At 63.1% G+C, this 25,157-nt stretch carries 21 protein-coding genes; 8 read left to right on the top strand and 13 right to left on the bottom strand.

The window, feature by feature from the left end:
* Nucleotides 1-14: 14 nt before the first annotated feature.
* Nucleotides 15-377, bottom strand: coding sequence for a cell cycle two-component system response regulator CpdR (gene cpdR / locus NKH22_RS11440; RefSeq protein WP_023671195.1), 363 nt, complete (start codon nt 375-377; stop codon nt 15-17).
* A 164-nt stretch (nt 378-541) separates the two neighbouring features.
* Between cpdR and NKH22_RS11435 the strand changes: the two genes are divergently transcribed.
* Both NKH22_RS11435 and hisN read left to right on the top strand, forming a co-directional pair.
* On the top strand, nt 542-1,483 hold the full coding sequence (locus NKH22_RS11435) for an N-formylglutamate amidohydrolase (protein WP_352650546.1): 942 nt from the start codon (nt 542-544) through the stop codon (nt 1,481-1,483).
* Between the two features lie 337 nt (nt 1,484-1,820).
* A complete protein-coding gene (hisN, locus tag NKH22_RS11430; protein ID WP_352909568.1) occupies nt 1,821-2,594 on the top strand; it encodes a histidinol-phosphatase in 774 nt (257 codons plus the stop codon).
* A gap of 12 nt (nt 2,595-2,606) precedes the next feature.
* On the opposite strand, the gene NKH22_RS11425 is transcribed toward hisN, so the two are convergent.
* The 4 genes from NKH22_RS11425 to NKH22_RS11410 all read right to left on the bottom strand — a co-directional run bounded on the left by NKH22_RS11425 (nt 2,607) and on the right by NKH22_RS11410 (nt 5,082).
* Nucleotides 2,607-3,437, bottom strand: a complete 831-nt coding sequence (locus NKH22_RS11425; protein WP_352909594.1) for a helix-turn-helix domain-containing protein — start codon at nt 3,435-3,437, stop codon at nt 2,607-2,609.
* Between the two features lie 125 nt (nt 3,438-3,562).
* Entirely contained in the window at nt 3,563-3,796 is a 234-nt protein-coding gene (locus NKH22_RS11420; RefSeq protein ID WP_023671199.1) for a DUF1127 domain-containing protein, read from the bottom strand.
* 3 nt (nt 3,797-3,799) lie between these two features.
* Complete coding sequence (locus NKH22_RS11415) at nt 3,800-3,961, bottom strand: hypothetical protein (RefSeq protein WP_023695699.1); 162 nt, start codon at nt 3,959-3,961, stop codon at nt 3,800-3,802.
* 161 nt (nt 3,962-4,122) lie between these two features.
* Nucleotides 4,123-5,082: an alpha/beta fold hydrolase gene (locus NKH22_RS11410; RefSeq protein WP_023704020.1), complete on the bottom strand. Its 960-nt coding sequence runs from the start codon at nt 5,080-5,082 to the stop codon at nt 4,123-4,125.
* 458 nt (nt 5,083-5,540) lie between these two features.
* On the opposite strand from NKH22_RS11410, the gene NKH22_RS11405 reads away from it, so the two are divergent.
* Nucleotides 5,541-6,008 (top strand): Hsp20 family protein, encoded by a 468-nt coding sequence (locus tag NKH22_RS11405; RefSeq protein WP_023671202.1) that lies wholly within the window; start codon nt 5,541-5,543, stop codon nt 6,006-6,008.
* A 157-nt stretch (nt 6,009-6,165) separates the two neighbouring features.
* The gene (locus NKH22_RS11400; RefSeq protein WP_352909566.1) at nt 6,166-6,930 is read left to right on the top strand and encodes a sulfite exporter TauE/SafE family protein; all 765 of its coding nucleotides are present in this window, start codon (nt 6,166-6,168) and stop codon (nt 6,928-6,930) included.
* Here the strand turns inward: NKH22_RS11400 and NKH22_RS11395 are convergent.
* Both NKH22_RS11395 and NKH22_RS11390 read right to left on the bottom strand, forming a co-directional pair.
* Nucleotides 6,927-7,823, bottom strand: a complete 897-nt coding sequence (locus NKH22_RS11395) for an MBL fold metallo-hydrolase (protein ID WP_352909564.1) — start codon at nt 7,821-7,823, stop codon at nt 6,927-6,929. The two genes, NKH22_RS11400 and NKH22_RS11395, sit on opposite strands and share 4 nt — an antisense overlap.
* 17 nt (nt 7,824-7,840) lie before the next feature.
* Nucleotides 7,841-8,890, bottom strand: coding sequence for a threonine aldolase family protein (locus NKH22_RS11390; protein ID WP_023686416.1), 1,050 nt, complete (start codon nt 8,888-8,890; stop codon nt 7,841-7,843).
* A gap of 508 nt (nt 8,891-9,398) precedes the next feature.
* On the opposite strand from NKH22_RS11390, the gene gltB reads away from it, so the two are divergent.
* Entirely contained in the window at nt 9,399-14,150 is a 4,752-nt protein-coding gene (gltB, locus tag NKH22_RS11385) for a glutamate synthase large subunit (protein ID WP_352909562.1), read from the top strand.
* 140 nt (nt 14,151-14,290) lie between these two features.
* On the top strand, nt 14,291-15,745 hold the full coding sequence (locus NKH22_RS11380) for a glutamate synthase subunit beta (RefSeq protein WP_023710939.1): 1,455 nt from the start codon (nt 14,291-14,293) through the stop codon (nt 15,743-15,745).
* Here the strand turns inward: NKH22_RS11380 and NKH22_RS11375 are convergent.
* The gene (locus NKH22_RS11375) at nt 15,742-16,947 is read right to left on the bottom strand and encodes an SGNH/GDSL hydrolase family protein (protein WP_023710940.1); all 1,206 of its coding nucleotides are present in this window, start codon (nt 16,945-16,947) and stop codon (nt 15,742-15,744) included. The genes NKH22_RS11380 and NKH22_RS11375 overlap by 4 nt on opposite strands.
* 103 nt (nt 16,948-17,050) lie before the next feature.
* Nucleotides 17,051-18,274 (bottom strand): lytic murein transglycosylase, encoded by a 1,224-nt coding sequence (locus NKH22_RS11370; protein ID WP_023691763.1) that lies wholly within the window; start codon nt 18,272-18,274, stop codon nt 17,051-17,053.
* Between the two features lie 207 nt (nt 18,275-18,481).
* On the opposite strand from NKH22_RS11370, the gene galU reads away from it, so the two are divergent.
* A complete protein-coding gene (galU, locus tag NKH22_RS11365) occupies nt 18,482-19,387 on the top strand; it encodes a UTP--glucose-1-phosphate uridylyltransferase GalU (protein ID WP_352909560.1) in 906 nt (301 codons plus the stop codon).
* Here the strand turns inward: galU and NKH22_RS11360 are convergent, their stop codons facing one another.
* Nucleotides 19,388-21,172, bottom strand: coding sequence for an outer membrane beta-barrel protein (locus tag NKH22_RS11360; protein ID WP_352909558.1), 1,785 nt, complete (start codon nt 21,170-21,172; stop codon nt 19,388-19,390).
* 150 nt (nt 21,173-21,322) lie between these two features.
* On the opposite strand from NKH22_RS11360, the gene NKH22_RS11355 reads away from it, so the two are divergent.
* Complete coding sequence (locus tag NKH22_RS11355; RefSeq protein WP_352757774.1) at nt 21,323-22,318, top strand: KpsF/GutQ family sugar-phosphate isomerase; 996 nt, start codon at nt 21,323-21,325, stop codon at nt 22,316-22,318.
* 83 nt (nt 22,319-22,401) lie between these two features.
* Here NKH22_RS11355 and NKH22_RS11350 read toward each other — a convergent pair whose 3' ends face one another.
* From NKH22_RS11350 to hemH, 3 genes are all read right to left on the bottom strand, one after another.
* Nucleotides 22,402-22,866: an NfeD family protein gene (locus tag NKH22_RS11350; protein WP_352909556.1), complete on the bottom strand. Its 465-nt coding sequence runs from the start codon at nt 22,864-22,866 to the stop codon at nt 22,402-22,404.
* Nucleotides 22,867-22,903: 37 nt separating this feature from the next.
* Nucleotides 22,904-23,854: an SPFH domain-containing protein gene (locus tag NKH22_RS11345; RefSeq protein WP_023695711.1), complete on the bottom strand. Its 951-nt coding sequence runs from the start codon at nt 23,852-23,854 to the stop codon at nt 22,904-22,906.
* A 158-nt stretch (nt 23,855-24,012) separates the two neighbouring features.
* Complete coding sequence (hemH, locus tag NKH22_RS11340; protein ID WP_352909554.1) at nt 24,013-25,077, bottom strand: ferrochelatase; 1,065 nt, start codon at nt 25,075-25,077, stop codon at nt 24,013-24,015.
* Nucleotides 25,078-25,157 lie beyond the last annotated feature (80 nt).

The following is a 25,157-nucleotide window of genomic DNA, read 5'->3' as shown; positions in this document are numbered from 1 at the left end:
ACACTGTGCGCGCTTCAGGCGGCCTGAAGCATTTTTTCGACCTCATTGACGAGATCGCGCAGGTGGAAGGGCTTGGACAGCACCTTGGCGTCTTTCGGCGCCTTGGAATCGGGGTTGAGCGCGACGGCCGCGAAACCGGTGATGAACATCACCTTGAGGTCGGGATCGATCTCGGTGGCGCGGCGGGCGAGTTCGATGCCGTCCATCTCCGGCATGACGATATCGGTCAGCAGCAGGGAGAAAGGTTCTTCGCGCAGCCGCTCGTAGGCGCTGGCGCCATTGTCGAAATCGCTGACGTGATAGCCGGCCCGCTCCAGTGCCTTGACCAGGAACCGGCGCATGTCGTCGTCGTCTTCCGCCAGCAGAATGCGTGCCATCTTGTCCCGTCCGAATCACCCCAGCCGAGCCTGCCGTCCGGCAAGCCCGTTAACCATCCTGTATATGAGGAGCTGACGGTAAACATCAAGTGAACGTTGGCTGCATTAATCCTGATTTGACGGGGTTCCTGACATGCCGAAATGCTGGACATGCGGCCGATGAGGTGGCAGTTTCCCATCATGATGCATTGCTGTTTCCGGGTTCGTTCAAATTGACGACGGCAGCCGAAGATTTTTCGGTCGTTCCACCCTTCGAAATCCGATCGGGCGCCGAGCAGCGCGTTCCCTTCGTCTTCAACTCACCGCATAGCGGCCGCTATTATCCAGACCGCTTCCTGGCCATGGCGCGGCTCGACCGGAGCGCCATCCGCCGCTCCGAGGATTGCTATGTCGACGAGCTGTTCGGCAGCGCGGTGGTGCTGGGCGCGCCGATGCTGGCGGCGAATTTTCCGCGCGCTTACCTCGACGTCAACCGCGAACCCTGGGAACTCGACCCGCGCATGTTCGCCGAGCCGGTGCCGTCCTTCTGCAACATCCGCTCGGCGCGTGTCGCCGGCGGGCTCGGCACCGTGCCCAAGCTGGTGGGCGAGGGGCTCGACATCTATTCCGGCCGTCTGCCGCTGGCGGAGGCCGTCCAGCGCATAGAGGCGGTCTACAAACCCTATCACGAGACGCTGAAGCGGCTATTGACCAGAACCCATGCCAGGTTCGGCTATGCCGTGCTGATCGACTGCCATTCGATGCCGGCGAGCATCAGGGTGGGCGACAGCGGCCTGCGGCCGGATTTCATCGTCGGCGACCGTTTCGGCATCTCGGCCACGGCGGCCCTGACCGAGACGGCGATCGGCCTGCTCATCGGCATGGGCTACACCGTCGCCCACAACAAACCCTATGCAGGCGGTTTCATCACCGAGCATTACGGCCGGCCGGCGCGCCATCTGCATGCGCTGCAGATCGAGGTCAATCGCGGCCTCTACATGAATGAGCGGACGTTCCAGAAATCGGCCGGCTTCGATGCGCTGGCCGACGATATGGCGCGCTTTTCGGCCGACCTGATGGCGATGCCCGACCACCACTTCATCGACCTGCCGCTGGCCGCCGAATGACGCCGGAGCGGCGGCTGTTCATGCAATCCCGCGCTGGCCATCCCGCAGCGTAAAAAAAGACCGCATCGTTTGCACGACACGGTCGAAGTCTAGGGAGGAAACGCCCAAGGAGGGCATGGACAGGAAAACCTGTCCGAGAACAAATTTATTGTGCGATGCACAAATGTCAATCGATCCCACGCTTTTTTAATTCACTCTGGTGTGGAAATGCGTTTCGATGGTCCCGATGTGTGACATTTCGGCAACGCTGATGTCTCTGATAAATCGATAAACCGGCTTGTTTTGGCGGGAAAGTGCCGGCAGACGGGGTTGGCACTCTGTAATGCGGGAGAATCACGTGGACATCAGCATCGATTTCATGCGCCGGATCGCGCAAGCGGCGGCGGCTGAAACCTTGCCGCGTTTCCGCGCACAGGGCGCGGTGGCCAACAAGGAAAACGGCAGTTTCGACCCGGTCACCGAGGCCGACCGCGAGGCCGAGCGCGCCATTCGGGCGCTGATCTCGGCTGAGTATCCCGATCACGGTATCCTTGGCGAAGAACATGGCAGCGAAAACATCTCCTCAAGGCATGTCTGGGTGATCGATCCGATCGATGGTACCCGCGCCTTCATCTCAGGCTTGCCGGTGTGGGGAACGCTGGTCGGATTGACGGTCGACGGTGACGCCGTCGCCGGCATGATGGCGCAGCCGTTCACCGGCGAGCTGTTCTACGCCAACGCTTCCGGCTCCCACTACGAAGGCCCCGGTGGGCCGCGGAAGCTGTCGACCCGCAAGAGGACGAAGCTTGACGAGGCGACCTTGTTCACCACCACGCCGGCGCTTTTCAAGGGCGAGGCGCGCACCCGCTACGACGCGTTCGAGAAACAGATCCAGCTCGCCCGCTACGGAGCCGATTGCTACGCCTTTGCCATGATCGCGTCCGGCAGCGTCGACATCGTCGCCGATCCCGGATTGAAACCCTACGACATCGTGGCGCTGATCCCGATCATCGAAAAGGCCGGCGGCGTCGTCACCACATTCGAGGGCGGTCCGGCGGAAAAGGGCGGCGACATCCTGGCCGCCGCAACGCCGGAGCTTCATGCGGCTGCAATGGCAGCCCTGCGGGGCTGATAGTCGACCCGATCAGCGCGGCTTGATCGAGCGCTGGAATTCCGCCGGCGTTCGCCCGTAGACCTGCCTGAACGCTGAGCTGAAATGGCTGTGGCTGGAGAAGCCGAGGTCCAGGCCGAGCGTGGTCAGATTGTCGTAGCGGCCAAGCAGGTCGAGCGCGCGCGCCAGCCGCAGGCGCAGATGGTAGCGATAGAGCGGCATCGCCTCGACCTGCTGGAAAACCTGCGTGAGATAAACCGGTGATACCCCGACTTCAGCGGCGATCTCGGCCAGCGTCCAGCGCCGCGAAAGATCCGAGGACAGGACGAGCTTGGCGCGATCGACCAGCTTCTGCCGGCCAGCGCTGGCGCCGGCGGCATGCGAGGTGCGCTCGCCGAGGGAGCGCCGCACCAGCGTCAGCGCCAGGGTTTCGGCCTCCAGCGTTTCGGCAATGTTGCGGCTCAGGCTGTGGCGCAGCACCGCCACCAGCGCCTGAGCCCGCGGGTCGATGCGGCGGCGCTGACGACGAAACGCCACGGCGCTGCCCGAGCGCAACTGCTCCTTCGGCGTCAACTCCTGCAGTTGCGCCTCCTCGACAACGAGATCGAGGCAGGAATCGCCACCCTCGACGGGATGGCTGATCCGGTAGCCTTCGGCGTTGTTGAAGAACAACAACTGGTTGGCTTCGGCGACCGCATCGTTGCGGCCGACATGGCGCACGAAGACGCCGCGATAGGGAAACACAAGATGCGTGGCAGCGGTGCACTCTTCTTCGCTCTTGTGCCGGCATTCGCCGCTGCAGAGGACATCCCTCACCCTGACGGTGCCGGTGTCCAGAAGCGTCTGTACCGTGAACTGCGACATGGTGAGCTGAGACATGGCCGTTGCATTCTACCCTTGCGCCGAAAGCTGCTCCGGCACATTAGGCGATTGGCTTGTCCAAACCTGTCAGGAGACTTCACCTGTCGGGCCCTTCGTACGGCCATGGCTCAGTCCCACAAACGGCGCATGTATTCGCAGTGAGCGTCGCTGCGCGACAGTCCGATGTCCTTGAGCTGTTCGTCGGTCATTTCGAGCAAGGCAAGGCGGCTTCGGCGCCTTTCCAGTTGACGGCCGATCCAGTTGGCCGCCGCGATGCCTTGTGTCCGCAAGGACCGCCGGAACGTCGCGGTTTGAGTTGTCGGCTGATGTGCGAGGCATTGCGCTGCATGATCGGGGCGCATCGCTCAGGCTTCCCCGTTGCCGGCGCCGGCCACTGAGGCGCCGGCTTCGTTCAGCGCAATCGCGCATTCCTCGCAGCAGACCTCGACGGTCTTGCCGCCGACCTTGACGCGGATCGGGTTGGCGTCCAGCTGGCAATCGCAGGCAGCGCAGGTTTTCTCGGTCATGACGTCATCCCCTTGGCGTTCAGTATGCGGAGAGATGAGCATTCCGGGGCGGCACCGGCTGTCAGAATCTTTAGCTCTTTGGGTGCTGCCGGCGCTGCTCCTGACAGAAGGCTGTCAGCAGGCGCAAGCTCAAGGCGCCGCAACATGCAGCGCCGGCGGCATCAGGCTGTTGGGTCGTCGTTGCCGGGTATGAAGGCGTCGAAGGCGGCGAGCAACTGCTCGCGATAGACATCGGCCTCCTGCAGGATCTCGTGTTTCGAGCCATCGATCATCAGCAGCGAGCCCAGACGCAGACGCCTGGCATAGGCTTCCACGGCCTTGGTCGAGACGACCTGATCGGCGCCGGCGGCGATCATCAGCAGCGGCACCTGGATCCTGGCCATGAAGTCGGGCTCACTGATGGCTTCGCCTGCCTTGATTGCCGCCTGCAGCCAGCGGATCGTCGGCCCGCCGAGCGCCAGTTGCGGATAGTGCTCGTAGATTTTCGTGTTGCGCTGATAGCGCCCGGGGTCCGATGTCACCTTGTTGAGGGCGAAGGGCAGGGTTTCCCTGGGACGCGGACCCCAGGCGGCGTAGAGCCGGCCGAGGCCGAGAAAGCACAATACCGAGCAGACGCGGCGCGCGGTTTTTGCCGACACGGGCGAGTCGGGCACCGTCAGGAAAGGCGCAATCAGCACCATGCGACGCACCCGGTTGACCATCGACGGCGCCGCGAGCAGCGCGATTACGGCGCCCATCGAATGGGCGAGGATGTAATACGGGCCGCGGCAGTCGGGCAGCACGATATCCTCGAAGAACTGTTCGAGGTCGCCGGTGTAATCGTAGAAAGAGCGGACATAGCCGCGTTGCGGATCGGCGATCAGCCGGTCGGAATCGCCCTGGCCGCGCCAGTCGAGCGTGGCGACGCCGAGGCCGCGGTCGGTCAGGTTGCGGATGGTTTCGAAATACTTCTCGATGCACTCGTTGCGGCCGGGCAGCAGCACGACAGTGCCTTTCAGCGGCCGGGTGACCGCGGCAAACAGGCCGTAGCGGATCTTCTTGCCGTCGCGCGTGGTGAAAAAGCCGCCGGCGACATTTTGCGGCGGCGGATTGCCTGGCGTGGGATGGAAGAGATCCGTCATTAGGCGCTTGCGTCTTCGTGGTGTCTCACCCGGCAGGGCGTCGGCATGGTGATAGACGCCAATGGATGAAAAGCAAAGGGAGGACGCCAAGGGGGCGGACGAACGACAAGCAAGGCCGGAAGCAGCCTGCGGCGGCGTGCTTCCGGCCTCTGTCGATCCGGGAGGAAGGGACGTTACACCCGGTCGGCCTCGTCGCGGCGCTTTCATCCGGCGCCGCCTGGTTCTTTATCCTGGGGGCACTCTAGCGCCGGCCGGCTGAACGGGCGCCGAAGCAGCGGTTCATCTGCCGTTCATCGACGCCTCGATTGGCGCTCTTCAAAAATCCTTGAAATGCGCTTTTGCGCTCCCCAAATGTCGGATGCAGCCGCCGATGTCGGGGCTGCTGGTCCACCCGAAACGCCTTTCCAGGGTTTCGCACCGGCCACACGCAAACATGTTGCTCAACAGGAGAACACCTCATGCGTCACGTTGATTTTTCCCCGCTCTATCGCTCGACCGTCGGCTTCGACCGCCTGTTCACCATGCTCGACTCGCTGGCCCAGCCCGATGGCGCGCAGACCTATCCGCCCTACAACATCGAGCGCACCGGCGAGGACGCCTATCGCATCTCGATGGCGGTTGCCGGCTTCTCGGACGAAGAGATTTCGATCGAAGCCCACCGCAACGTGCTGACCGTCAAGGGTGAGCGCAAGGAAGAGGGCAATGGCGAAGGCTCCGAGCTGCTCTACCGCGGCATTGCCTCGCGTTCGTTCGAGCGCCGCTTCCAGCTTGCCGACCATGTCGAGGTCGTCGGCGCCACGCTGAAGAACGGCCTGCTTTTCGTCGACCTTAAGCGCAACATCCCCGAGGAGCTGAAGCCGCGCAAGATCGCGATTACCGCCTCTTCGGCCAACGCCAAGCAGATCGAGGCCAAGAACGCCGCGTGATCAAGACGGCGGCGTCACAACGCCCAAGGTTGAAAGCGTCTCCTCCCGAGACGAAAGCGGCGCCGCGAGGCGCCGCTTTTTTTCGCCGCAGCCTCTGTCACCCCAACCGAAGAGTTCTGGCTCTTTTGCGGCGGGCGCCGTCTTCCCATGAAGGGCGATGTCTGATCTTTCGGCTGATTTTTCCCTGGCCCTAACGGCAACCATTGCGGTGACCTTCCTGCTGGCCGGCATCGTCAAGGGCGTTACCGGTATGGGACTGCCGACGTTGGCGATGGGGCTGCTGGGCACAATCATGCCGCCGGTCGCCGCGGCTTCGCTGCTGATCGTGCCGTCCTTCGTCACCAATATCTGGCAGCTGTTTGCCGGCCCGAGCTTCGGATGGATCCTCAGGCGGCTGTGGCTGATGATGGTCGGCATCGTCGCCGGCACGCTGGCCGGCTCATGGCTGCTGGCCAGCGACAATGTCAAATGGACGACGGCCGGCCTCGGGGCGGCGCTGATCGTCTATGCCGTCTATACGCTGCTGGCGCGGCAGTTGACGGTTCCCGCGTCAGCCGAGCGATGTTCGTCGCCCATCGTCGGTTTCCTTACCGGCCTCGTCACCGGCGGCACCGGCGTGTTCGTCGTGCCCGCTGTACCTTACATTCAGGCGCTGGGCTTGAGCCGTGACGATCTGATCCAGGCGCTCGGCCTGTCCTTCACCGTGTCGACGATCGCGCTCGCTGCCGGCCTTGCCTCGCACGGCGCGTTCCAGGTCGGGCATGTCGCCATGTCGTCGCTGGCGGTTGCGCCGGCCTTGCTCGGCATGTGGCTCGGACAGTTGCTCCGGCAGCGGATCAGCCCGGCGACCTTCCGGCGCTGGTTTCTTGTTTTCCTGATCTTGCTTGGCCTCGAGCTTTTGGCGCGGCCTTTCCTTGCTTAGCGACCGGTGCCGGTTGCGAGAACGGCCTCGACGTTTTGCCGGTGGACGGGCTCGTACAGCGCGAAGTACTCGACCTCGCCCGTGGCGAACATGTCGGCGCCGAAGGTTTTCAGATCCTGCTTCGCAAGATCAGGCTCATGCCGGCAGCGAAGCAGTTTTTGAACGTAGGCTTGCGTGGCGGCGATGAGGCCTTTGTCGTAGCCGCCTCGTTCAATCGCTTCGAGCGAGCCGTGATTGGGCAAGATGCGGTCTATCGGCCACCCGCTCATGCGTTCGAGATCGACCAGATGTTGCGCCAGCCGATCCGCCTCGCTGACATAGGTGATCGGATCCTCCAGCGTGTCGCCCGCCAGCAGCAGGCCGTTCCCAGGCATGAACAGCACGGTGCCGTCGTGGCTGTGGATTTCGACCTGACGCAGCTCGACGGCGATCGATCCAACGGTGAGGTCAAGACTGCCTTCGAAGGTCCTGTTCGGCAGCACGAGAGGCTTGATCGGTGGAACACCGCTTTCGATCTCGGCCCGGTTGTTCGCGAGCGCCGAGGCGGTGAGCGTGTTGGCGATAATCTCGCAATCCTGAAACACCTCATTGCCGGCAATATGATCGTCATGCCAGTGGCTGAGCACCACCCGGATCGAGCTGACCCCCATGTCTTCGAGCGTCTGCCTGATGAAGCGCGCGTGAGGCAGCGAAATATCCGGGTCGTTGACAAGCGCCTGCGACCCATCGACTACCGGATAGGGGCAGATGCCGAGGGCATAGGCGCCGTCGTCCAGCCAGTTCGGTTCGTCCGACCAGGCGCGAACGCCGTCGATGCGGCCATCGTAGAAGCCGAGCACGTTTGGCGCCGGGCGAACCAGCCGCATGGTTGAGCCGACAGGTGGCTTTGTCATTGGCGCGGTCTCGCGGGTCAGGCGATCATCTGGCCGAAGCGATCGACCTCATCTGAAGTCGTGGCAAAGCTGGTGACGAAGCGATAGAGCAACTCGTCCTCGCCGACATGGCCGTCGAAGCCGTGCGGCCGGTGCCAGTCGTAAAAGGCGGCGCCGACGGATTGCAGCCTTTCGGCTTCCGCCTTTTTCATCACCGCGAACACCTCGTTGGCCTGCGGCAACCAGGCGAGCTTAGCCGTTGCCGAATCCTCGATCGCAGCCGCCAGGCGCGCGGCCATGGCATTGGCATGACGGGCCGTGTCCAGCCACAGGCCGTCCGTGAAGTAGGCGTCGAACTGCGCTGCGATGAAGCGCGACTTGGAGAACAGCTGTGCGGCGCGCTTGCGCAGGAAGGACAGCTCCTTGGCGCGGTCTAGATCGAACAGCACCACCGCTTCGGCGCACCAGCAGCCGTTCTTGGTGCCGCCGAACGAGACGATATCGACGCCGCGCTTCCAGGTCATTTCGGCCGGCGTCGTCTCAAGCGCGACCAATGCGTTGGCAAAACGGGCGCCGTCCATATGCAGCGGCAGGGAAAAGCGTTTGGCGATCTCCGAAATGGTGGAAATGTCGTCGAGCCCGTACACTGTGCCGACTTCGGTCGATTGGGTGATCGAGACGGCCGTCGGGCGTCCCCAATGGACGATTTCGGGTGCGAAACGGGCGACGGCCCGTTCAAGATTGTGCGGGTCGATCTTGCCCAGGGCGCCGTCGACAGCATGGAGACGCGAGCCGCCGCTGAAATATTCCGGCGCGCCGCATTCGTCCTCGATGATGTGCGATTCGCGGTGCGCAAAGGAAATGCCGCCGGGCTTGTTGTAAGCGGCCAGGGACAGCGAGTTGGCCGCCGTGCCGGTAGCGACGAAGAACACCGCGACCTCGCGTTCGAAGATCTCGCTGAAACGCTGGTAGACGGCGCGGTCGAGATCGCCATCGCCATAGGCGGTCGAAAAGCCGCCGGCGTTGGCTGACAGCCCGGCGGCAATGTTGGAATGGACGCCCGCCCAGTTGTCGGATGCAAAGAACATCAGGAAAGTCCCTGTCTGGTTGAGAAAGTCTGGTTGCGACAAGAGCGCGACCATGGCCGTTTCGGGGTTTGACGCGCAAGGGCCAAGGGCTGAAAAAGCGGTAAAGCCAAAGGCGATCACGAAGGAGTGCCGGGATCGAAATTTCGTTTCGACAGCGCCCGACGTAATTTTCTGTCGCCAAACGTCCAAGAATTTGGTGAATCGGTCTTGTGTACGCCCAGGATTTCTGACATAAAAATTTAGGACAGTAGTGCTGTCTTATTTTGTCGCACAAGTCAGGCTGGATTGGCGTATCATTTGGGCCACTCCGGCCGTTGCCGCGAGCGACGGGTAGACGGCTCGGCTGTGGCCTGTACGATACCGGATACGAACCGGCGGTGCACCGCACGGTCCGCCAAGGATTTCGAAAAGACGTGCCGCAAGATGAGAGCGGAAGCCAGTCGCTTCCCAAGGTAGACCAGCGCCCCAAATGCTAGACGTGCAAGGGGCCGGAACGGAGGACAGGACGATGACGGAACTGACGCCATCTGCGATTATCGGCCAGGCCGCGCAGACGAAAGCGGCAGCCGTTAAAAATACCGTTCTGACCAAAGAAGGCCAGACCACCAACGGCCTGACCACCAATGGCATGGCCGCGCAGGGTCTCTATGATCCGCGCAACGAGCATGACGCGTGCGGCGTCGGCTTCATCGTCAACATGAAGAACGTGAAGTCGCACCAGATCGTCAAGGACGGGCTCTTCGTGCTCGAAAACCTGACGCATCGCGGCGCTGTCGGCGCCGATCCGCTGATGGGCGACGGCGCCGGCGTGCTGGTGCAGATTCCCGATCATTTCTTCCGCGAAGAGATGGCGGCCCAGGGCGTCGAACTGCCGGCGGCAGGCCAATACGGCGTCGGCCACTGGTTCATGCCGCAGGATGCGGCACTGCGCGCCCATATCGAAGAGATCATCGCCGAATCGGCGCTGTCAGAAGGGCTGCCGCTGCTCGGCTTTCGCGACGTGCCGGTCGACAATTCATCGCTGTCGAAGGCGCCCGATATTGCGGCCTCCGAACCGTTCCATCGCCAGGTCTTCATCGGCCGCACATCGGACATTCCAGATGACGAGGAATACGAGGCCAGGCTGTACCTGCTGCGCAAGGTGATTTCCGGCCGCATCTACGCCGAGAACAACAACAAGGATATCGGCGCCTACTGTGTGTCGCTATCGGCGCGTACCATCGTCTACAAGGGCATGTTCCTGGCCTACCAGGTCGGCGCCTATTACAAGGATTTGTCGGATCCGCGTTTCGAGACCGCGCTGATCCTCGTCCACCAGCGCTTCTCGACCAACACCTTCCCGTCATGGAAGCTCGCGCACCCCTACCGCATGGTCGCGCATAATGGCGAGATCAACACGGTGCGCGGCAACAACAACTGGATGGCGGCGCGCCAGGCCTCGGTCGATTCCGAACTGTTCGGCAACAACATCTCCAAGCTGTGGCCGATCTCCTATGACGGCCAGTCCGACACGGCGTGCTTCGACAATGCGCTCGAATTCCTGTTCCAGGGCGGCTACAGCCTCAGCCATGCCATGATGATGCTGATCCCCGAAGCGTGGGCCGGCAACAAGCTGATGGATGCCGACCGCAAGGCTTTCTACGAATACCATGCAGCGCTTATGGAGCCGTGGGACGGGCCGGCCGCGGTCGCCTTCACCGACGGCCGCCAGATCGGCGCCACGCTCGACCGCAACGGGCTGCGCCCGGCGCGCTACATCGTCACCGACGACGACCGCGTCATCATGGCGTCCGAAGCCGGCGTGCTGCCGGTGCCGGAGGAGAGGATCGTCAAGAAGTGGCGGCTGCAGCCCGGCCGCATGCTTCTGATCGACCTCGCCAAGGGCCGCATCATTTCCGACGAGGAGATCAAGTCGGAGATCGCCACCAGGCATCCCTACAAGACCTGGCTCAACAACACGCAGCTGATCCTCGAGGATCTGAAGCCGGTCGAGCCGCGCGCGCTGCGCAAGGATGTCAGCCTGCTCGATCGCCAGCAGGCTTTCGGCTACACGCAGGAAGACACCAAGCTGTTGATGTCGCCGATGGCGACCACCGGCCAGGAAGCCGTGGGTTCGATGGGCACCGACACGCCGATCTCGGCGATGTCGGACAAGTCGAAGCTGCTCTACACCTATTTCAAACAGAATTTCGCCCAGGTCACCAACCCACCGATCGACCCGATCCGCGAGGAGCTGGTGATGAGCCTGGTGTCGTTCATCGGGCCGCGGCCGAACATCTTCGACCTGGTCGGCAATTCGCGCCGCAAGCGGCTCGAAGTGCGCCAGCCGATCCTGACCAATGGCGATCTGGAAAAGATCCGCTCGATCGGCCACACCGAGGACCGTTTCGACACCAAGACCATCGACATCACCTACGGGTCGAGCGAGGGCGCGGCCGGCATGCAGGGCGCCCTCGAGCGTCTGTGCGAGCGGGCGGAAGCCGCTGTCGCCGGCGGCTACAACATCATCATCCTGTCCGACCGCCAGGTGGGTCCCGACCGTATCGCCATCCCGGCACTGCTGGCGACGGCTGCCGTGCACCACCACCTGATCCGCAAGGGTCTGCGCACCGCGGTCGGCCTGGTCGTGGAATCCGGCGAGCCGCGCGAAGTGCATCATTTCTGCTGTCTCGCCGGCTACGGCGCCGAGGCGATCAACCCCTACCTTGCCTTCGATACGCTGCTCGACATGCACAAGCGTGGCGAACTGCCGGCTGAGGTCGACGCCTACGAGGTGGTCTCGCGCTACATCAAGTCGATCGGCAAGGGCATCCTCAAGGTGATGTCGAAGATGGGCATCTCCACCTACCAGTCCTATTGCGGCGCGCAGATATTCGACGCCATCGGGCTGAAGTCGGATTTCGTCGAGAAGTACTTCACCGGCACAGCGACGCTGATCGAAGGTGTCGGCCTGGACGAGGTCGCGGCCGAGACGCTCAGCCGCCACACCGACGGTTTCGGCAACGATCCGGTGCTGCGCAACAGCCTCGAGGTCGGCGGCGAGTACATGTACCGCATGCGCGGCGAAGCCCATATGTGGTCGCCCGACGCCGTCGCCACCTTGCAGCACGCCGTGCGCCAGGGCTCGTGGGAGACGTTCAAGGAGTATTCCGCGCAGATCGACAGCGAGACGGCCCGTGCCCAGACCATACGCGGCCTGTTCAGGATCAAGCTTGCGGAAGAGACCGGCCGCAAGAAGGTCGCGATAGAGGACGTGATGTCGGCGGCCGATATCGTCAAGCGCTTCTCGACCGGGGCGATGTCGTTCGGCTCGATCTCGCGCGAGGCACACACGACGCTGGCGCGCGCCATGAACCAGATCGGCGGCAAGTCGAACACCGGCGAGGGCGGCGAAGAGGCAGACCGCTATCTGCCGCTGCCCGGCGGCGGCAAGAACCCCGAACGTTCGGCGATCAAGCAGGTCGCCTCGGGGCGGTTTGGCGTCACCGCCGAGTATCTCGTCAATTCCGATGTCATGCAGATCAAGGTCGCGCAGGGCGCCAAGCCCGGTGAGGGCGGCCAGCTGCCCGGCCACAAGGTCGACGCCACCATCGCCAAGGTCCGGCACTCGACGCCCGGCGTCGGCCTGATCTCGCCGCCGCCGCATCACGACATCTATTCGATCGAGGATCTGGCGCAGCTGATCTACGACCTGAAGAACGTCAACCCGGCGGCCGACGTATCGGTCAAGCTGGTGTCGGAAGTCGGTGTCGGTACGGTTGCGGCCGGCGTCACCAAGGCACGCGCCGACCACATCACCATCTCCGGCTATGATGGCGGCACCGGCGCGTCGCCGCTGACCTCGCTCAAGCATGCCGGCAGTCCATGGGAAATGGGCCTTGCCGAGACGCACCAGACGCTGGTGCTGAACGGGCTGCGCTCGCGCGTTGCACTGCAGGTCGATGGTGGCTTGCGCACGGGGCGCGACGTCATCATCGGTGCGCTGCTCGGTGCCGACGAGTTCGGCTTCTCGACCGCGCCGCTGATCGCGGCCGGCTGCATCATGATGCGCAAGTGCCACTTGAACACCTGCCCGGTCGGCGTCGCGACGCAGGACCCGGTTCTGCGCAAGCGTTTCAAGGGCACGCCCGAGCATGTCGTCAACTTCTTCTTCTATGTTGCGGAAGAGGTGAGGGGGCTGCTGGCCGAGATGGGCTACACCCATATCGACCAGATCATCGGCGACAGCGACCTGCTGGAGAAGCGCGAGATGATCCAGCATTGGAAGGCGCGTGGGCTCGATTTCGGCAAGATGTTCTTCAAGCCGGACGCGCCGCATGAGGCGGTGCACTGGACCGAACGGCAGAAACACCCGATCGACGATGTACTCGATCGCAAGCTGATCGAACTGGCGAAGCCCGCGCTCGAAAGCAAGCAGCCGGTCAAGATCGAGGTCGACATCCGCAATGTCGATCGCTCCACGGGCGCCATGCTGTCGGGCGAAGTCGCCAAGCGCTTCAGGCACAAGGGCCTGCGCGAGGACACGATCCAGGTGAAGCTGACCGGCACCGCCGGCCAGTCGTTCGGCGCCTTCCTGGCGCGCGGCATCTCGTTCGATCTCGTCGGTGCGGCCAACGACTATGTCGGCAAGGGCCTGTCGGGCGGACGCATCGTCATCCGGCCGCCGGAGGAGTCCAGGATCGTCGCGGCGGAATCGATCATCGTCGGCAACACCGTCCTCTATGGCGCGACCGAGGGCGAGGCCTATTTCGCAGGTGTCGCCGGCGAGCGCTTCGCGGTGCGCAATTCGGGCGTCGCCGCCGTCGTTGAAGGCGTCGGCGATCATGGCTGCGAATACATGACCGGCGGCATCGTCGTCGTCATCGGCCAGACCGGTCGCAACTTCGCTGCCGGCATGTCGGGCGGCGTGGCCTATGTTCTGGATGAGGCCGGCGATTTCGCCGCGCGCTGCAACATGGCGATGGTCGAGCTGGAGCCGGTTCCGGAAGAAGACGATCTGATGGAAAGGCTGCTGCATCATGGCGGTGACCTCGACCACAAGGGTCGCGTCGACGTCTCGGGCGACATGACCACCCATGACGAGGAACGGCTTTACCAGCTTATCTCGAACCACGTCCATTTCACCGGTTCGGTACGCGGCCGCGAGATACTCGACGACTGGACGACCTTCCGGCCGAAATTCCGCAAGATCATGCCGGTCGAATACCGCCGCGCGCTGATCGAGATGGAACGCATGCGCATGGGCGTGGCGGCGGAATAGGTTTTTCGACTTGCCGGGAGGCGCAGGCTTCCCGGCGGAACTTTCAGCGACAGTTTGACCTCGGATGCAAGGTTGCCACGGCTGCCTCAAGGGGTTAACGGGTGCGAAAACCGCACCATCTGGACAGCAGGAACTGGACTATGGGCAAGGTAACAGGCTTTCTCGAAATCGACCGGCAGGTGCACAAGTACCAGCCGGCCTCCGACCGCATCCGGCATTTTCGTGAATTCACGCTGCCGATGTCGGACAAGGAGGTCGAGAAACAGGCCGCGCGCTGCATGGATTGCGGCATCCCGTTCTGCCACGGGCCGACCGGTTGCCCGATCCACAACCAGATCCCGGACTGGAACGACCTCGTCTACAATGGCGACTGGGACAATGCGATCCGCAACCTGCATTCGACCAACAATTTCCCCGAGTTCACCGGCCGCATCTGCCCCGCGCCCTGCGAGGAAGCCTGCACGCTGAACCTCGAGGACATTCCGGTTGCCATCAAGACTGTCGAACAGGCAATCGCCGACAAGGCTTATGAAACCGGCCATATCCGGCCTTATCCGCCAGAGAAGAAGACGGGCAAGCGGGTCGCTGTCATCGGCTCCGGCCCGGCAGGGATGGCGGCGGCGCAGCAGCTTGGCCGCGCCGGCCACGAGGTCAGCGTCTATGAGCGTGAGAGCCGTCCCGGCGGGCTGATGCGCTACGGCATTCCCGACTTCAAGATCGAGAAGCACTATATCGACCGCCGCATCGAGCAGATGCAGGGCGAGGGCGTGACCTTCCATTGCGGCGTCAATGTCGGCGTCGACAAGCCGGTGGCAGAGTTGCTCGCCGGATACGATGCGGTGCTCTATTGCGGCGGTTCGGAATCGCCGCGTCCGGCCAACATTCCGGGCGACGATCTCGGCGGCGTCTATGACGCCATGCCCTATCTGGTGCAGCAGAACCGTCGCGTCGGCGGCGAGCCGATCCAGTCGGTGGCCTGGCCGTCGCATCCGATCATCGCCGGCGGCCAGCATGTCGTCGTCGTCGGCGGCGGCGATACCGCGTCCGACTGCGTCGGCACCGCCTTCCGCCAGGGCGCGGTGCGCGTCACCCAGCTCGACATCCGCCCGCAGCCGCCGGAGAAGGAAGACAAGCTTTCGGTCTGGCCTTACTGGGCGACCAAGATGCGCACCTCGTCCTCACAGGCCGAAGGTGCGGAGCGCGAATTCCAGGTGGCGACGCTCGAATTCATCGGCGAGGACGGCCAACTGACCGGCGTCAAGTGCTGCGAGGTCGACGAGAAGCGCAAGCCTATCCCCGGCACCGAATTCGTCATCCGTGCAGACCTCGCCTTCATCGCCATCGGCTTTGCCGGCCCGGCCGCCGTGGGCGTCGCGAAAGAGCTGGACGGTGAGATGAAAATCACCACCGACAGCCGCCGTTCCCGCAATGTCGAAGCCAACGATCGCGACTACAAGACCAGCGTCGACAAGCTTTACGCCGCAGGCGATGTGCGCCGCGGCCAGTCGCTGGTGGTGTGGGCGATCCGCGAAGGCCGCCAGGCCGCGCGCTCGATCGATGAAGCGCTGATGGGGTCGACGGTACTCCCCCGTTAACGGTTGATCGCCGTCGTCGTATCCGTCGCGGCAGCGGCCTTGGGCGGCCACGAGAAGTCGTCGGCGCGGCCGGGCGAGGCCTCGGGCGCCTTGCCTTCGAGGATTAGTTTTTCGCCGGGCAGATCCGGATTGGCTTTCGGCGCCGCCGCCGCACCGAGAAGCTCGGTCCCGCCGTCGAGCGCCGGATCGTTGAGCAGCATTGGAACGGTGCGGTCGACCACGATCGGGGCGGCGGGCAGCGACGGCGCCTCGACCGGGGCGCCGGCCGGCGCGGCAGCCGTCACCACGCTTCCCGGCGCTGCCAGGCCGAGGATCTTGGCCAGCGGCTTTTCGGTGTAGAAGGCGAGCTTTCGCTTGCCGGCTTTCGAGACGTTGATGCCGTCGTCGGAGCGCAGCCGCACGGCCTGGCCGTTAATGTCGGGGCCGGTCGAGACAAAGGCGCCGTTCTCGTCGACGAACCCGTCCCAGACATCGACGAATTCGCCGCCGTTCTTCTCGGCTGCCGAGTGGTAGATGTCGTTGAATGCCAGCATGTCGGAGGTCATCTTCGGCGTCTTGAAGGCTGGCATGCCGACCCACAGATAAGGCACCTTGGTCGCCGCCAGTGCCTTTCCCAAGGCTTCGGTCCGGCGTTCGTATTCCTTGGTCCAGTTCTCGGAGCGCGGCTGCTCGCGCACATCGTTGACGCGCATCTGCTGGCGGTCGTTGGAGCCGAGCATGACGACGACCACGGAGGGTTTTTCGGTCTCGACCAGCGATTTGACCTGTTCGGGCCAATTGTAGACATCATCGCGCACGAAACCCGAAGAACCGTTGGCGCGCTCGACGATCCTGACGTTGGCATTGTCGGCAAAGGCTGTTTCGAGGCCTTCGGCCAGGCCGTTGGCCATGAAATCGCCGATCACCAGAACGACGCGGGCATCCGGTGTCTTCTCGACAATCGGAGCGGAAGGTTCAACGGGTGCACGGGGCTTCTTCTTGACCTTCGGCTTTGCCTTGCGGACGTCGAGCGGCGGCTCGATGCGTTCGCTGCGGCGCGGGAACAGAAGGTCGCGCAGCGACCAGCCGCGGTTCTGCGGTTGTTCCTGCGCCAAAGCCGGTGTGTGGAAACTGCCGGCGAGTCCCGTCGCCAGGACAACGATGGCCAGAACGAGGATCGGCAAGCGGAAAACGATCACACGGATACGCGCTGCCGAAACCAAGCACCCTCTCCATCCCTTGGTGCATGGCCCTCGCAGCGGATCATGCACACATCAATGCTACGGCATCGCTTGTGCGCCGCAATGCGCGGCGCTGCCGATGGCTCTATTTCTTTCTGAGCCATTTGAGCACTTCCATGCTCGGATACCCGTCCTGGGTCAAGCCGACCGTTGCCTGATAGGTCATGATGGCGGTTTTCGTGCCGTCACCGATCTTGCCGTCGAACTTGCCGTCGTAAAGTCCGTGCTGCGAAAGCCGCTTCTGCAACTCCTGCCTTTCCTCGAAGGACAGTTTGGTGAAAGGCCGCTTCCAGTCCTGCACCAGACCATTAGAGCCGGCGATTTCGTCGGCAAGAAGGCCGACGGCCAGGGCATATTTGTCGGCGTTGTTGTAGGCCTTGATGACGGAGAAGTTCTTGATCATCAGGAAGGCCGGTCCGCCGCGGCCGTCCGGCACTTTCAGCGTCGCCTTGTCGGTTGCGTTCTTGAACGGCTTGCCATTGGCCCTGGCGACGCCGAGCGCCTGCCACTGCGCCAATGTCTTCGAGCCGGCCGGCAGTTTGCCCGCCGGAATGGTGACCTCGTAGCCCCAGGTCTTGCCGCCCTGCCAGCCATTCTTCTTCAGCAGATTGGCTGATGTCGCCAACGCATCGGGGATCGAATTCCAGATGTCGCGCTTGCCGTTGCCGTCCATGTCGACGGCATAATGCTGGTAGCTGGTCGGGATGAACTGGGTCTGGCCCATGGCGCCGGCCCAGGAGCCCATCAGGTGGCTTTCGTCGATGTCGCCGGTCTGCAGGATTTTCAGCGCGGCGACCAATTGGGTGCGGGCGAATTTCGAACGCTTCGGGTCGCCATAGGCGAGGGTTGCCAGCGAGCGGATGACATTGCGCATGATGTCGTCGCGCTTGAGGATCTCGCCATAATTCGATTCCATCGACCAGATGGCGAGCAGGATGTAGCGGTCGACGCCGAACCTCGCCTCGATCCGTTCCAGCCACGGCTTCCATTTTTTGGCCATCTGCTGGCCGACGGCAACGGACTGGTCGTGGACGCGGTTGTCGAAATAGTCCCAGGCAGGTGCGGTGAATTCGGGCTGGGTGCGTGCCTTTTCCAGCACCACCGGGTCGGGTTCATTGATGCCCCGGAACGCCCGGTCGTAGACCCCGCCGGAAACGCCGCCCGCCACGGCCGTGGCGCGGAAGCCGGCGACCCATTGCCGAAAACCGGCATCGGCGAAGGCCGGTCCGGCCGGCATCAGCAAGGCGAGCGAGAGGCTGGCCGCCGTCAGCACGCTGGTAAAGAGTTTTGCGGCACTGCGAACGGACATATTTTCCCCTTTCTCTATCTCAGGAAAGACCATTCATCGCCGAACCGGGTTAGCAATTGGTTTACCATAGGCGGCGCCTGGAACGAAAAGACACCTGGATGCTTTACCGGTTGATGTTTCCCTCAATGGCCCGATAATCCACAATTCCGGCGCGAAAATGTCGCGAGGCGGGATTGCCGGGCACGCCCTCAAACGGATAATTGACGCATGAAGCGAGTTCGCAAGGCAGTTTTCCCGGTCGCCGGTCTCGGCACACGGTTTCTCCCGGCCACCAAGGCCATTCCCAAGGAGATGCTGACCGTCGTCGACCGGCCGGTCATCCAGTATGTCGTCGATGAGGCGCGCGAGGCCGGCATCGAACATTTCATCTTCGTCACCGGCCGCAACAAGGCGGTCATAGAAGACCATTTCGATATCCAGTTCGAGCTCTATGATACGCTGGCACAGCGCGGCAAGGACGACCAGCTGGCCCGCTTGCAGCGGCTGCAGCCGGCGCCGGGGCAGACCTCGTTCACCCGCCAGCAGGTGCCGATGGGGCTCGGCCACGCCGTCTGGTGCGCCCGCGACCTGGTCGGCGACGAACCCTTCGCGCTGTTGCTGCCCGACATGATCATGCAGTCGGAGAAGAGCTGCACGAAGGCCATGGTCGAGCTCTACGAGGAGACGGGCAACAACATCATCGCCGTGCAGGAATGCGATCCGGCCGAGACCCACAAATATGGCATTGTCGGCCGCGGCGAGGACACGCATCACGGCTTCCGCATCACCGAGATGGTCGAAAAGCCGAAGACCGGCACCGCGCCGTCCAATCTCTACATCAACGGCCGCTACATCCTGCAGCCCGAGATTTTCAAGATCCTCGAAAGCCAGGAAAAGGGCGCCGGCAACGAGATCCAGCTCACCGACGCGATGCTGAAGCTGGAAAAGCAGCAGCCCTTCTTTGGCTACCACTTTCAGGGCCGCACCTTCGATTGCGGCTCGCCGGAAGGCTTCGTCGAGGCCAATGTCGCCTTCGCGCTGTGGCGCAGCGACATGAACGAGAACATGGCCGGCGTCATCCGCACGCTGCTCGATGAGATGAAGCCGTCCGAGCGTCGCGGCGCTGCTTTTTAGCTATCGCTGCAGCTTCAGCCCCAAATAGATGCTGTTGGCGGTGTAGTTGCGCCCGGGCAGATTGCTGGTCAGCTTTTCGGTGCGGGCGCGGCTGGTGAGGCCGACATAGCGGTTCAGCCACCAGGTCAGCCCGGCCTCTGCACTTAGCGTCATGTCATGGCCGTCGGAGCCGGTGTAATTGCGCCAGTCGAGCCCAAGGGCTGCGTTGCCGATCAGGTCGGCGCGGATCTGCCGCTCGCCGGTGAGGCGGCCGGAATAGAGGATGTCGCCGCTCTCACCGGCATTCGTTGTGCCTTCGACCGTGGTTCGCCCGGTGACGCCGATGATGGTGCCGCGCTCGGGCGACCATTTGAGGTCGGCATTGATGGTGGCTCCCGAAATCGCCTCCAGGTTCTTGTCGTCGATCGCTTCCCGCAGCCAGCCGGCCGAGAACTCACCTTTGAGCTTCTCGCCCATGTCGACTTCGATACCGGCGCGTGCGCCAAGCCGGGTCGAAGAGCGCTCGAAGCCCTTGTTGTCGATCCGTTGGTCATATACCCGGCGGCCGAGCTCAATCTCGGCAAAGGGCGTCAGAGCCGGGGAAATTTCATAGCCGGTCCGCAACGTTGCGGTATAGAGCGTGTTGTCCTGGTCCTTCTGCGACAGCGAGGTGCCATCGGTAAGTTCGGCATCGCCATAGATGTCGTGGGAGACTGCGCCGGTCAGCGCAAAGCGCATCTTGCCAACGTCCTTCTCGACGCCGAGGCTGCCGTCGACCGTCTGGCGGATCGGCTGCGATTTGACGCCGGCAATGGCGTCGGGCGCGGAGGCCGATTCCGGCGCAATCTCGTAGCCGAGCTTGGCGATGGCGCGCAGTTCATTGTCGAGGTCGACATTGTACGTGCCTTGGATACGGCCGCGTGCCTCATTGATCTTCTGGCCCGAAATGGTGTTGCGGAAATTGCCGTAGCCGTCGATGACCGCCGAATTCTCGCGCCAATCGGAGGCGGCGGAGAAACGCAGCGCCGTTTCGGACAGCACCGCCGACTTGCCGCCAGCGCTGGAATCGGCGTTCGACGTGACGGCAACGCCCTGCTCGAGCGTCGGCCGCAGCAGGAACGAGCCGACCTTGATGCCGGTTGCCGCGTACGGGTCGTCCTCGAGCTTCTTCTTCTGGCCCTCGATGGCGTCGGTGCGCTCGGCGCCGGGGTCGAGCTTTCGTCGGTCGACGCCGTCGACGGTGAGGACACGGCGGTTGGCTGTGTCCTGATCGGCGTCGCCTGCCGCAGTGCCGTCCGGGGTCGCGGCGGTGGTGGTCTGGTCCGTGGCTTTGCCAGGCTTCTTCTTGTCGGCAGCCTTGGTTTTGTCCTTGGCCTTGTCTGCATCCGCGGCGGCGCGTTGCTTTGCCGTCGACGGACGGCGTGGCTGGACGGTTGGCGGCTTGTCGGCGAACGAATCGTCGATGGTCGCCGGCGGGTCGAAAATGCTGTTTGCGCCGGCCTGTGACGGGTCGGTGTCGTCAGGCAAGGCGCCATCGCTGGCCGGCACATAGGCGGTTGGCGTGTTTCCCGTGGGGGCGGTGTCGGCAGGGGCGGGCTTGACCTGCGTGTTGGCCTTGCTCAATTGCCTGGCCCGGCGCTGCTGGTCGGACAGGATCGCCGATTCCGAAACTTCACCGCGCAGCTCGGTCTCCTGGGCATGAAGCCCAGTTGGCCGCAGCAAAGCGAGCACGCTGGTCGCCAGAAGCAGAGCGCAAAAGGCTCTGCCCGTTCGACCTTTTTTCTCCTGAGGCTGGGCCCGCGACATCGTCACCACTGCTTGCGCGGCGCAAGCGCGCCATACTTACCGAACCGTAAACGGGGATGGTTAACGGAGGGTTGAAGGTGTGCCTGTACGACATGGCTGGACGGCAATTCTGTTGGACAGGCGAACGGCAAAGCGCTAATCGCATCAGCCATGCATGCGGGATCCCCAGAAAAGAAGCCTTTGGAGGCTTCGGTCGCCTCGGCGCTGAGAACGGTAGCCACGGAACAGGCCGGCGTGGCGGCATTGGCCGCCGCGCTGGAGAACGAATTGGCCGAACCTTTCGCCAGCGCCGTCGACATCGTGTCGCGCATTGATGGCCGGGTCATCGTCACCGGCGTCGGCAAGAGTGGTCATATAGGCTCCAAGATCGCGGCCACGCTGGCCTCGACCGGTACGCCCGCCTTCTTCGTCCATCCGGCGGAAGCAAACCATGGCGACCTCGGCATGATCGCCAGAGACGATGCCATCATCGCCATGTCATGGTCCGGCGAGAGCAAAGAATTGATGGGCATCGTCGCCTATTCCAGGCGCTTCTCGATCCCGCTGATTGCGATTACCGCGGGCGCGGCCTCGGCGCTGGCGCGCGCGGCCGACGTGGTGCTGCTCCTGCCGTCCGTGCCGGAAGCCTGTCCGCACGGTCTGGCGCCGACGACATCGACCCTGCTGCAACTGGTGGTCGGCGATGCGCTGGCCATCGCGCTGCTCGAAGCGCGCGGCTTCACACCCGACCATTTCCGCACGTTCCACCCCGGCGGCCAGCTCGGCGCCAATCTGACTCTCGTCTCCGAGATCATGCGGGTCGGCGATCAGATTCCGCTAGCGGCGCTCGGTACCAAGATGCCGGAAGCGGTCATGACGTTGTCGAACAAGAAAGTCGGTTGTGTCTGTGTCGTCGACGGGAAGGGCGAGCTGGTCGGGATCATCACTGACGGTGATGTCGCGCGCAATCTGCATCGAAACCTGGCCGATATCGCCGTGGACGACATCATGACCCGCACGCCGAAGACGGTCGATCCGCAGACGCTGGCTGGTACGGCGATCGCGCTTCTCAACGAATACAATATCGGTGCCCTGGTGGTGACCGAAAACAGGATGCCCGTTGGGGTGATTCACTTCCACGATTTGCTGCGTATCGGCGCGGCCTGAGGAAACTAAAACCGCGTCGCGTTGGGGTGATCTACGCGACGCGCTTCGATTTCTGCCAAAATGCGCTGCGGGCTTTCGGGCGCTCAGACCGCTTCGACGGTCAGTTCCAGATCGGTCTCGGCTGAACTGACGACGCGCACCTGCGTGCCGGCCGGCAGGTCGGGACCGGAGACGCGCCACAGTGTGTCGCCGAGCTTGATGCGGCCGCGACCGTCCTTGATCGGCTCGGCCAGCGTTGCCATCCTGCCGACCAACTGCGCGCCGCGCCGGTTGAGCAGCGGCTGGTCGCTAGGGGTATTACGCCCACCAGCCAGCTTCTTTCCGGCAAGGGCCGAGACCAGCGACAGGGCCAGGAAGGCGAGGACCTGGACTTCCCAGGCCCAGAAGCTTGCGTCCCAGATGAGCAGGGAAATCACACCGATCACCAATGCGGCGATGCCGATCCACAGCATGAATATTCCTGGCGCGATGACCTCCATCACCAGGAGGACGAAGCCCAGAACCATCCAGTTCCACGGACCAAGTTCGGAAATGATGCGGTCGAACATGGGAGTGCGCTCCTATGATCTCAGTTCTCAGCTAGCCTCAATTCTCGCCTGGGCGAACCACCGGAGGGCGGGCGGCCTGCCTGGCGGCGCCGGCGGTGCCTTCGCTGCGGAACACCTCCCTGGCGATCTCGCTTATGCCGCCGAGCGTGCCGATCAGCGCCGAGGCTTCCATCGGCATCAGCACAACCTTGCTGTTGTTGGCGGTGCCGATCTTGCCCATCGCTTCGGTGTATTTGAGCGCCACGAAGTAGTTGAGTGCCTGCACGTCGCCCTTGGAGATGGCTTCCGATACAACCTGGGTGGCTCGCGCTTCGGCTTCGGCCGAGCGTTCGCGCGCCTCGGCGTCGCGGAAGGCGGCTTCCTTGCGGCCCTCGGCCTCGAGGATCTGCGACTGCTTGAGGCCTTCGGCGGCGAGGATCTGCGCACGCTTGTTGCGTTCGGCGGTCATCTGACGGCCCATCGATTCGATGAGGTTGGCCGGCGGATTGATGTCCTTGATCTCGACGCGGGTGATCTTGATGCCCCACGGATGCGCCGCTTCGTCCACAACGCGCAGCAGGCGCTCGTTGATGGCGTCGCGGTTCGACAGCAATTCGTCGAGGTCCATCGAGCCCATGACGGTACGGATGTTGGTCATCGTCAAATTGAGAATGGCGTTCTCCAGGCCGGCGACCTGGTAGGCGGCCTGCGCCGCATTGAGGATCTGGTAGAAGGCGATGCCGTCGACGCCGACAATGGCGTTGTCGCGCGTGATGATTTCCTGGCTCGGAACGTCGAGCACCTGCTCCATCATGTTCATCTTGGCGCCGATTCGGTCGACGAACGGCACGATGAGGTTGAGGCCGGGGCTTAGTGTTTTGGTGTAACGACCAAAGCGCTCCACCGTATAATTATAGCCTTGCGGGATTGTCCGGATGCCTTTGATAAGAAGCACCAATACCAGAAAGGCAAGCGCACCAATCGCAATACCGAAACCACTGAAGTCCATTTGAATCTCCCTCAGATGCCGGCCATGGCGTTGATTCCATGCAACCGACTTCACCAAACACTTAGGTGTGTTTCAATAATGTTACAATCAGGTGATCGTTGATTATTAGTGCATGGAATAGCGCAACTGCGGCGATCGATCGCCGCAACGTGGCGGCCTCAGACCCAGCCCGACAGCTCGCGCCGCACCATCGCCTCGATCACCGCCATGCCTTCTGCACTGTCGTTGAGGCACGGGATGTGGGCGAATTTCTCGCCGCCGGCGTGATGGAAGGTCTCGGCCGCCTCGCGGCCGATTTCGTCCAGCGTCTCGATGCAGTCGACGGAAAAGCCTGGGTTGACGATGGCGATCGATTTCACGCCGTCCTTCGCCAGTTTCTCGACCGTCTTGTCGGTGTAGGGCTGCAGCCATTCCTGGGCGCCGAAGCGCGACTGGAAGGTGATGATCAGCTTCTTTTCATCCCACCCCAGTCGTTCACGCAACAGCCGTGTCGTCTTCTGGCAGTGGCAGTGATAGGGATCGCCCTTCTCGAAATAGGGCTTCGGGATGCCGTGATAGGAGGTGATGACCACCTCGGGCTCGAAGTCTAGCGTTGCCAGATGCCGTTCGATCGAACGGGCGAGCGCCTCAATGTAGACCGGCTCGTCATAGTAGGGCGGAACACTGCGCACGGCAGGCGCGCGGCGCATCTTCATCAGCGCGCGAAAAAGCTGGTCGTTGGCGGTCGCGGTGGTGGTCGCGGAGTATTGCGGGTAGAGTGGGAACGACAGGATGCGGTCGCAGCCTTGTTCGACCAGCCTTTGAGCGACGCTCGCGGTCGAGGGGTTGCCGTAGCGCATCGCCCAGTCGACCACGACATCGGGTAGGTCGATGAGCGCTGCGGCCAGCTTTTCGCCCTGCGCGCGCGTGTAGGTGCGCAGCGGCGACTCGTTCCTCTCGCGGTTCCATATCCTGGCGTAATTGGCGCCGGACTTCTTCGGTCTGGTGGTCAGCACCAAGCCGTAGAGGATCGGATACCAGATCGCCTTGTTGAGCTCGATGACCCGCGGATCGGACAGGAATTCGCGGAGATAGCGCCACATCGGCTTGAAATCGGTGCCGTCCGGCGTGCCGAGATTGACCAACATGACGCCGATCTTGCCTGCCTTTACCGGCGGATGTCGGGCCGGTAGCGGGTCGAGCGCTTTCGCGGCTTTGGGGTCGACAGGCGTGGAAAGCGTCATGAAGGTCTCCCGACACCGCGAAAACCGACGATGTCGGGCGAACCTAGCGATGCGGAGCAAGTTTTCAATGCTGCGTCTGG

Source organism: Mesorhizobium sp. M1252 (genome assembly GCF_040318265.1).
Taxonomy (GTDB): Bacteria; Pseudomonadota; Alphaproteobacteria; order Rhizobiales; family Rhizobiaceae; genus Mesorhizobium.
This window is presented reverse-complemented; position numbering and strand designations above follow the sequence as displayed.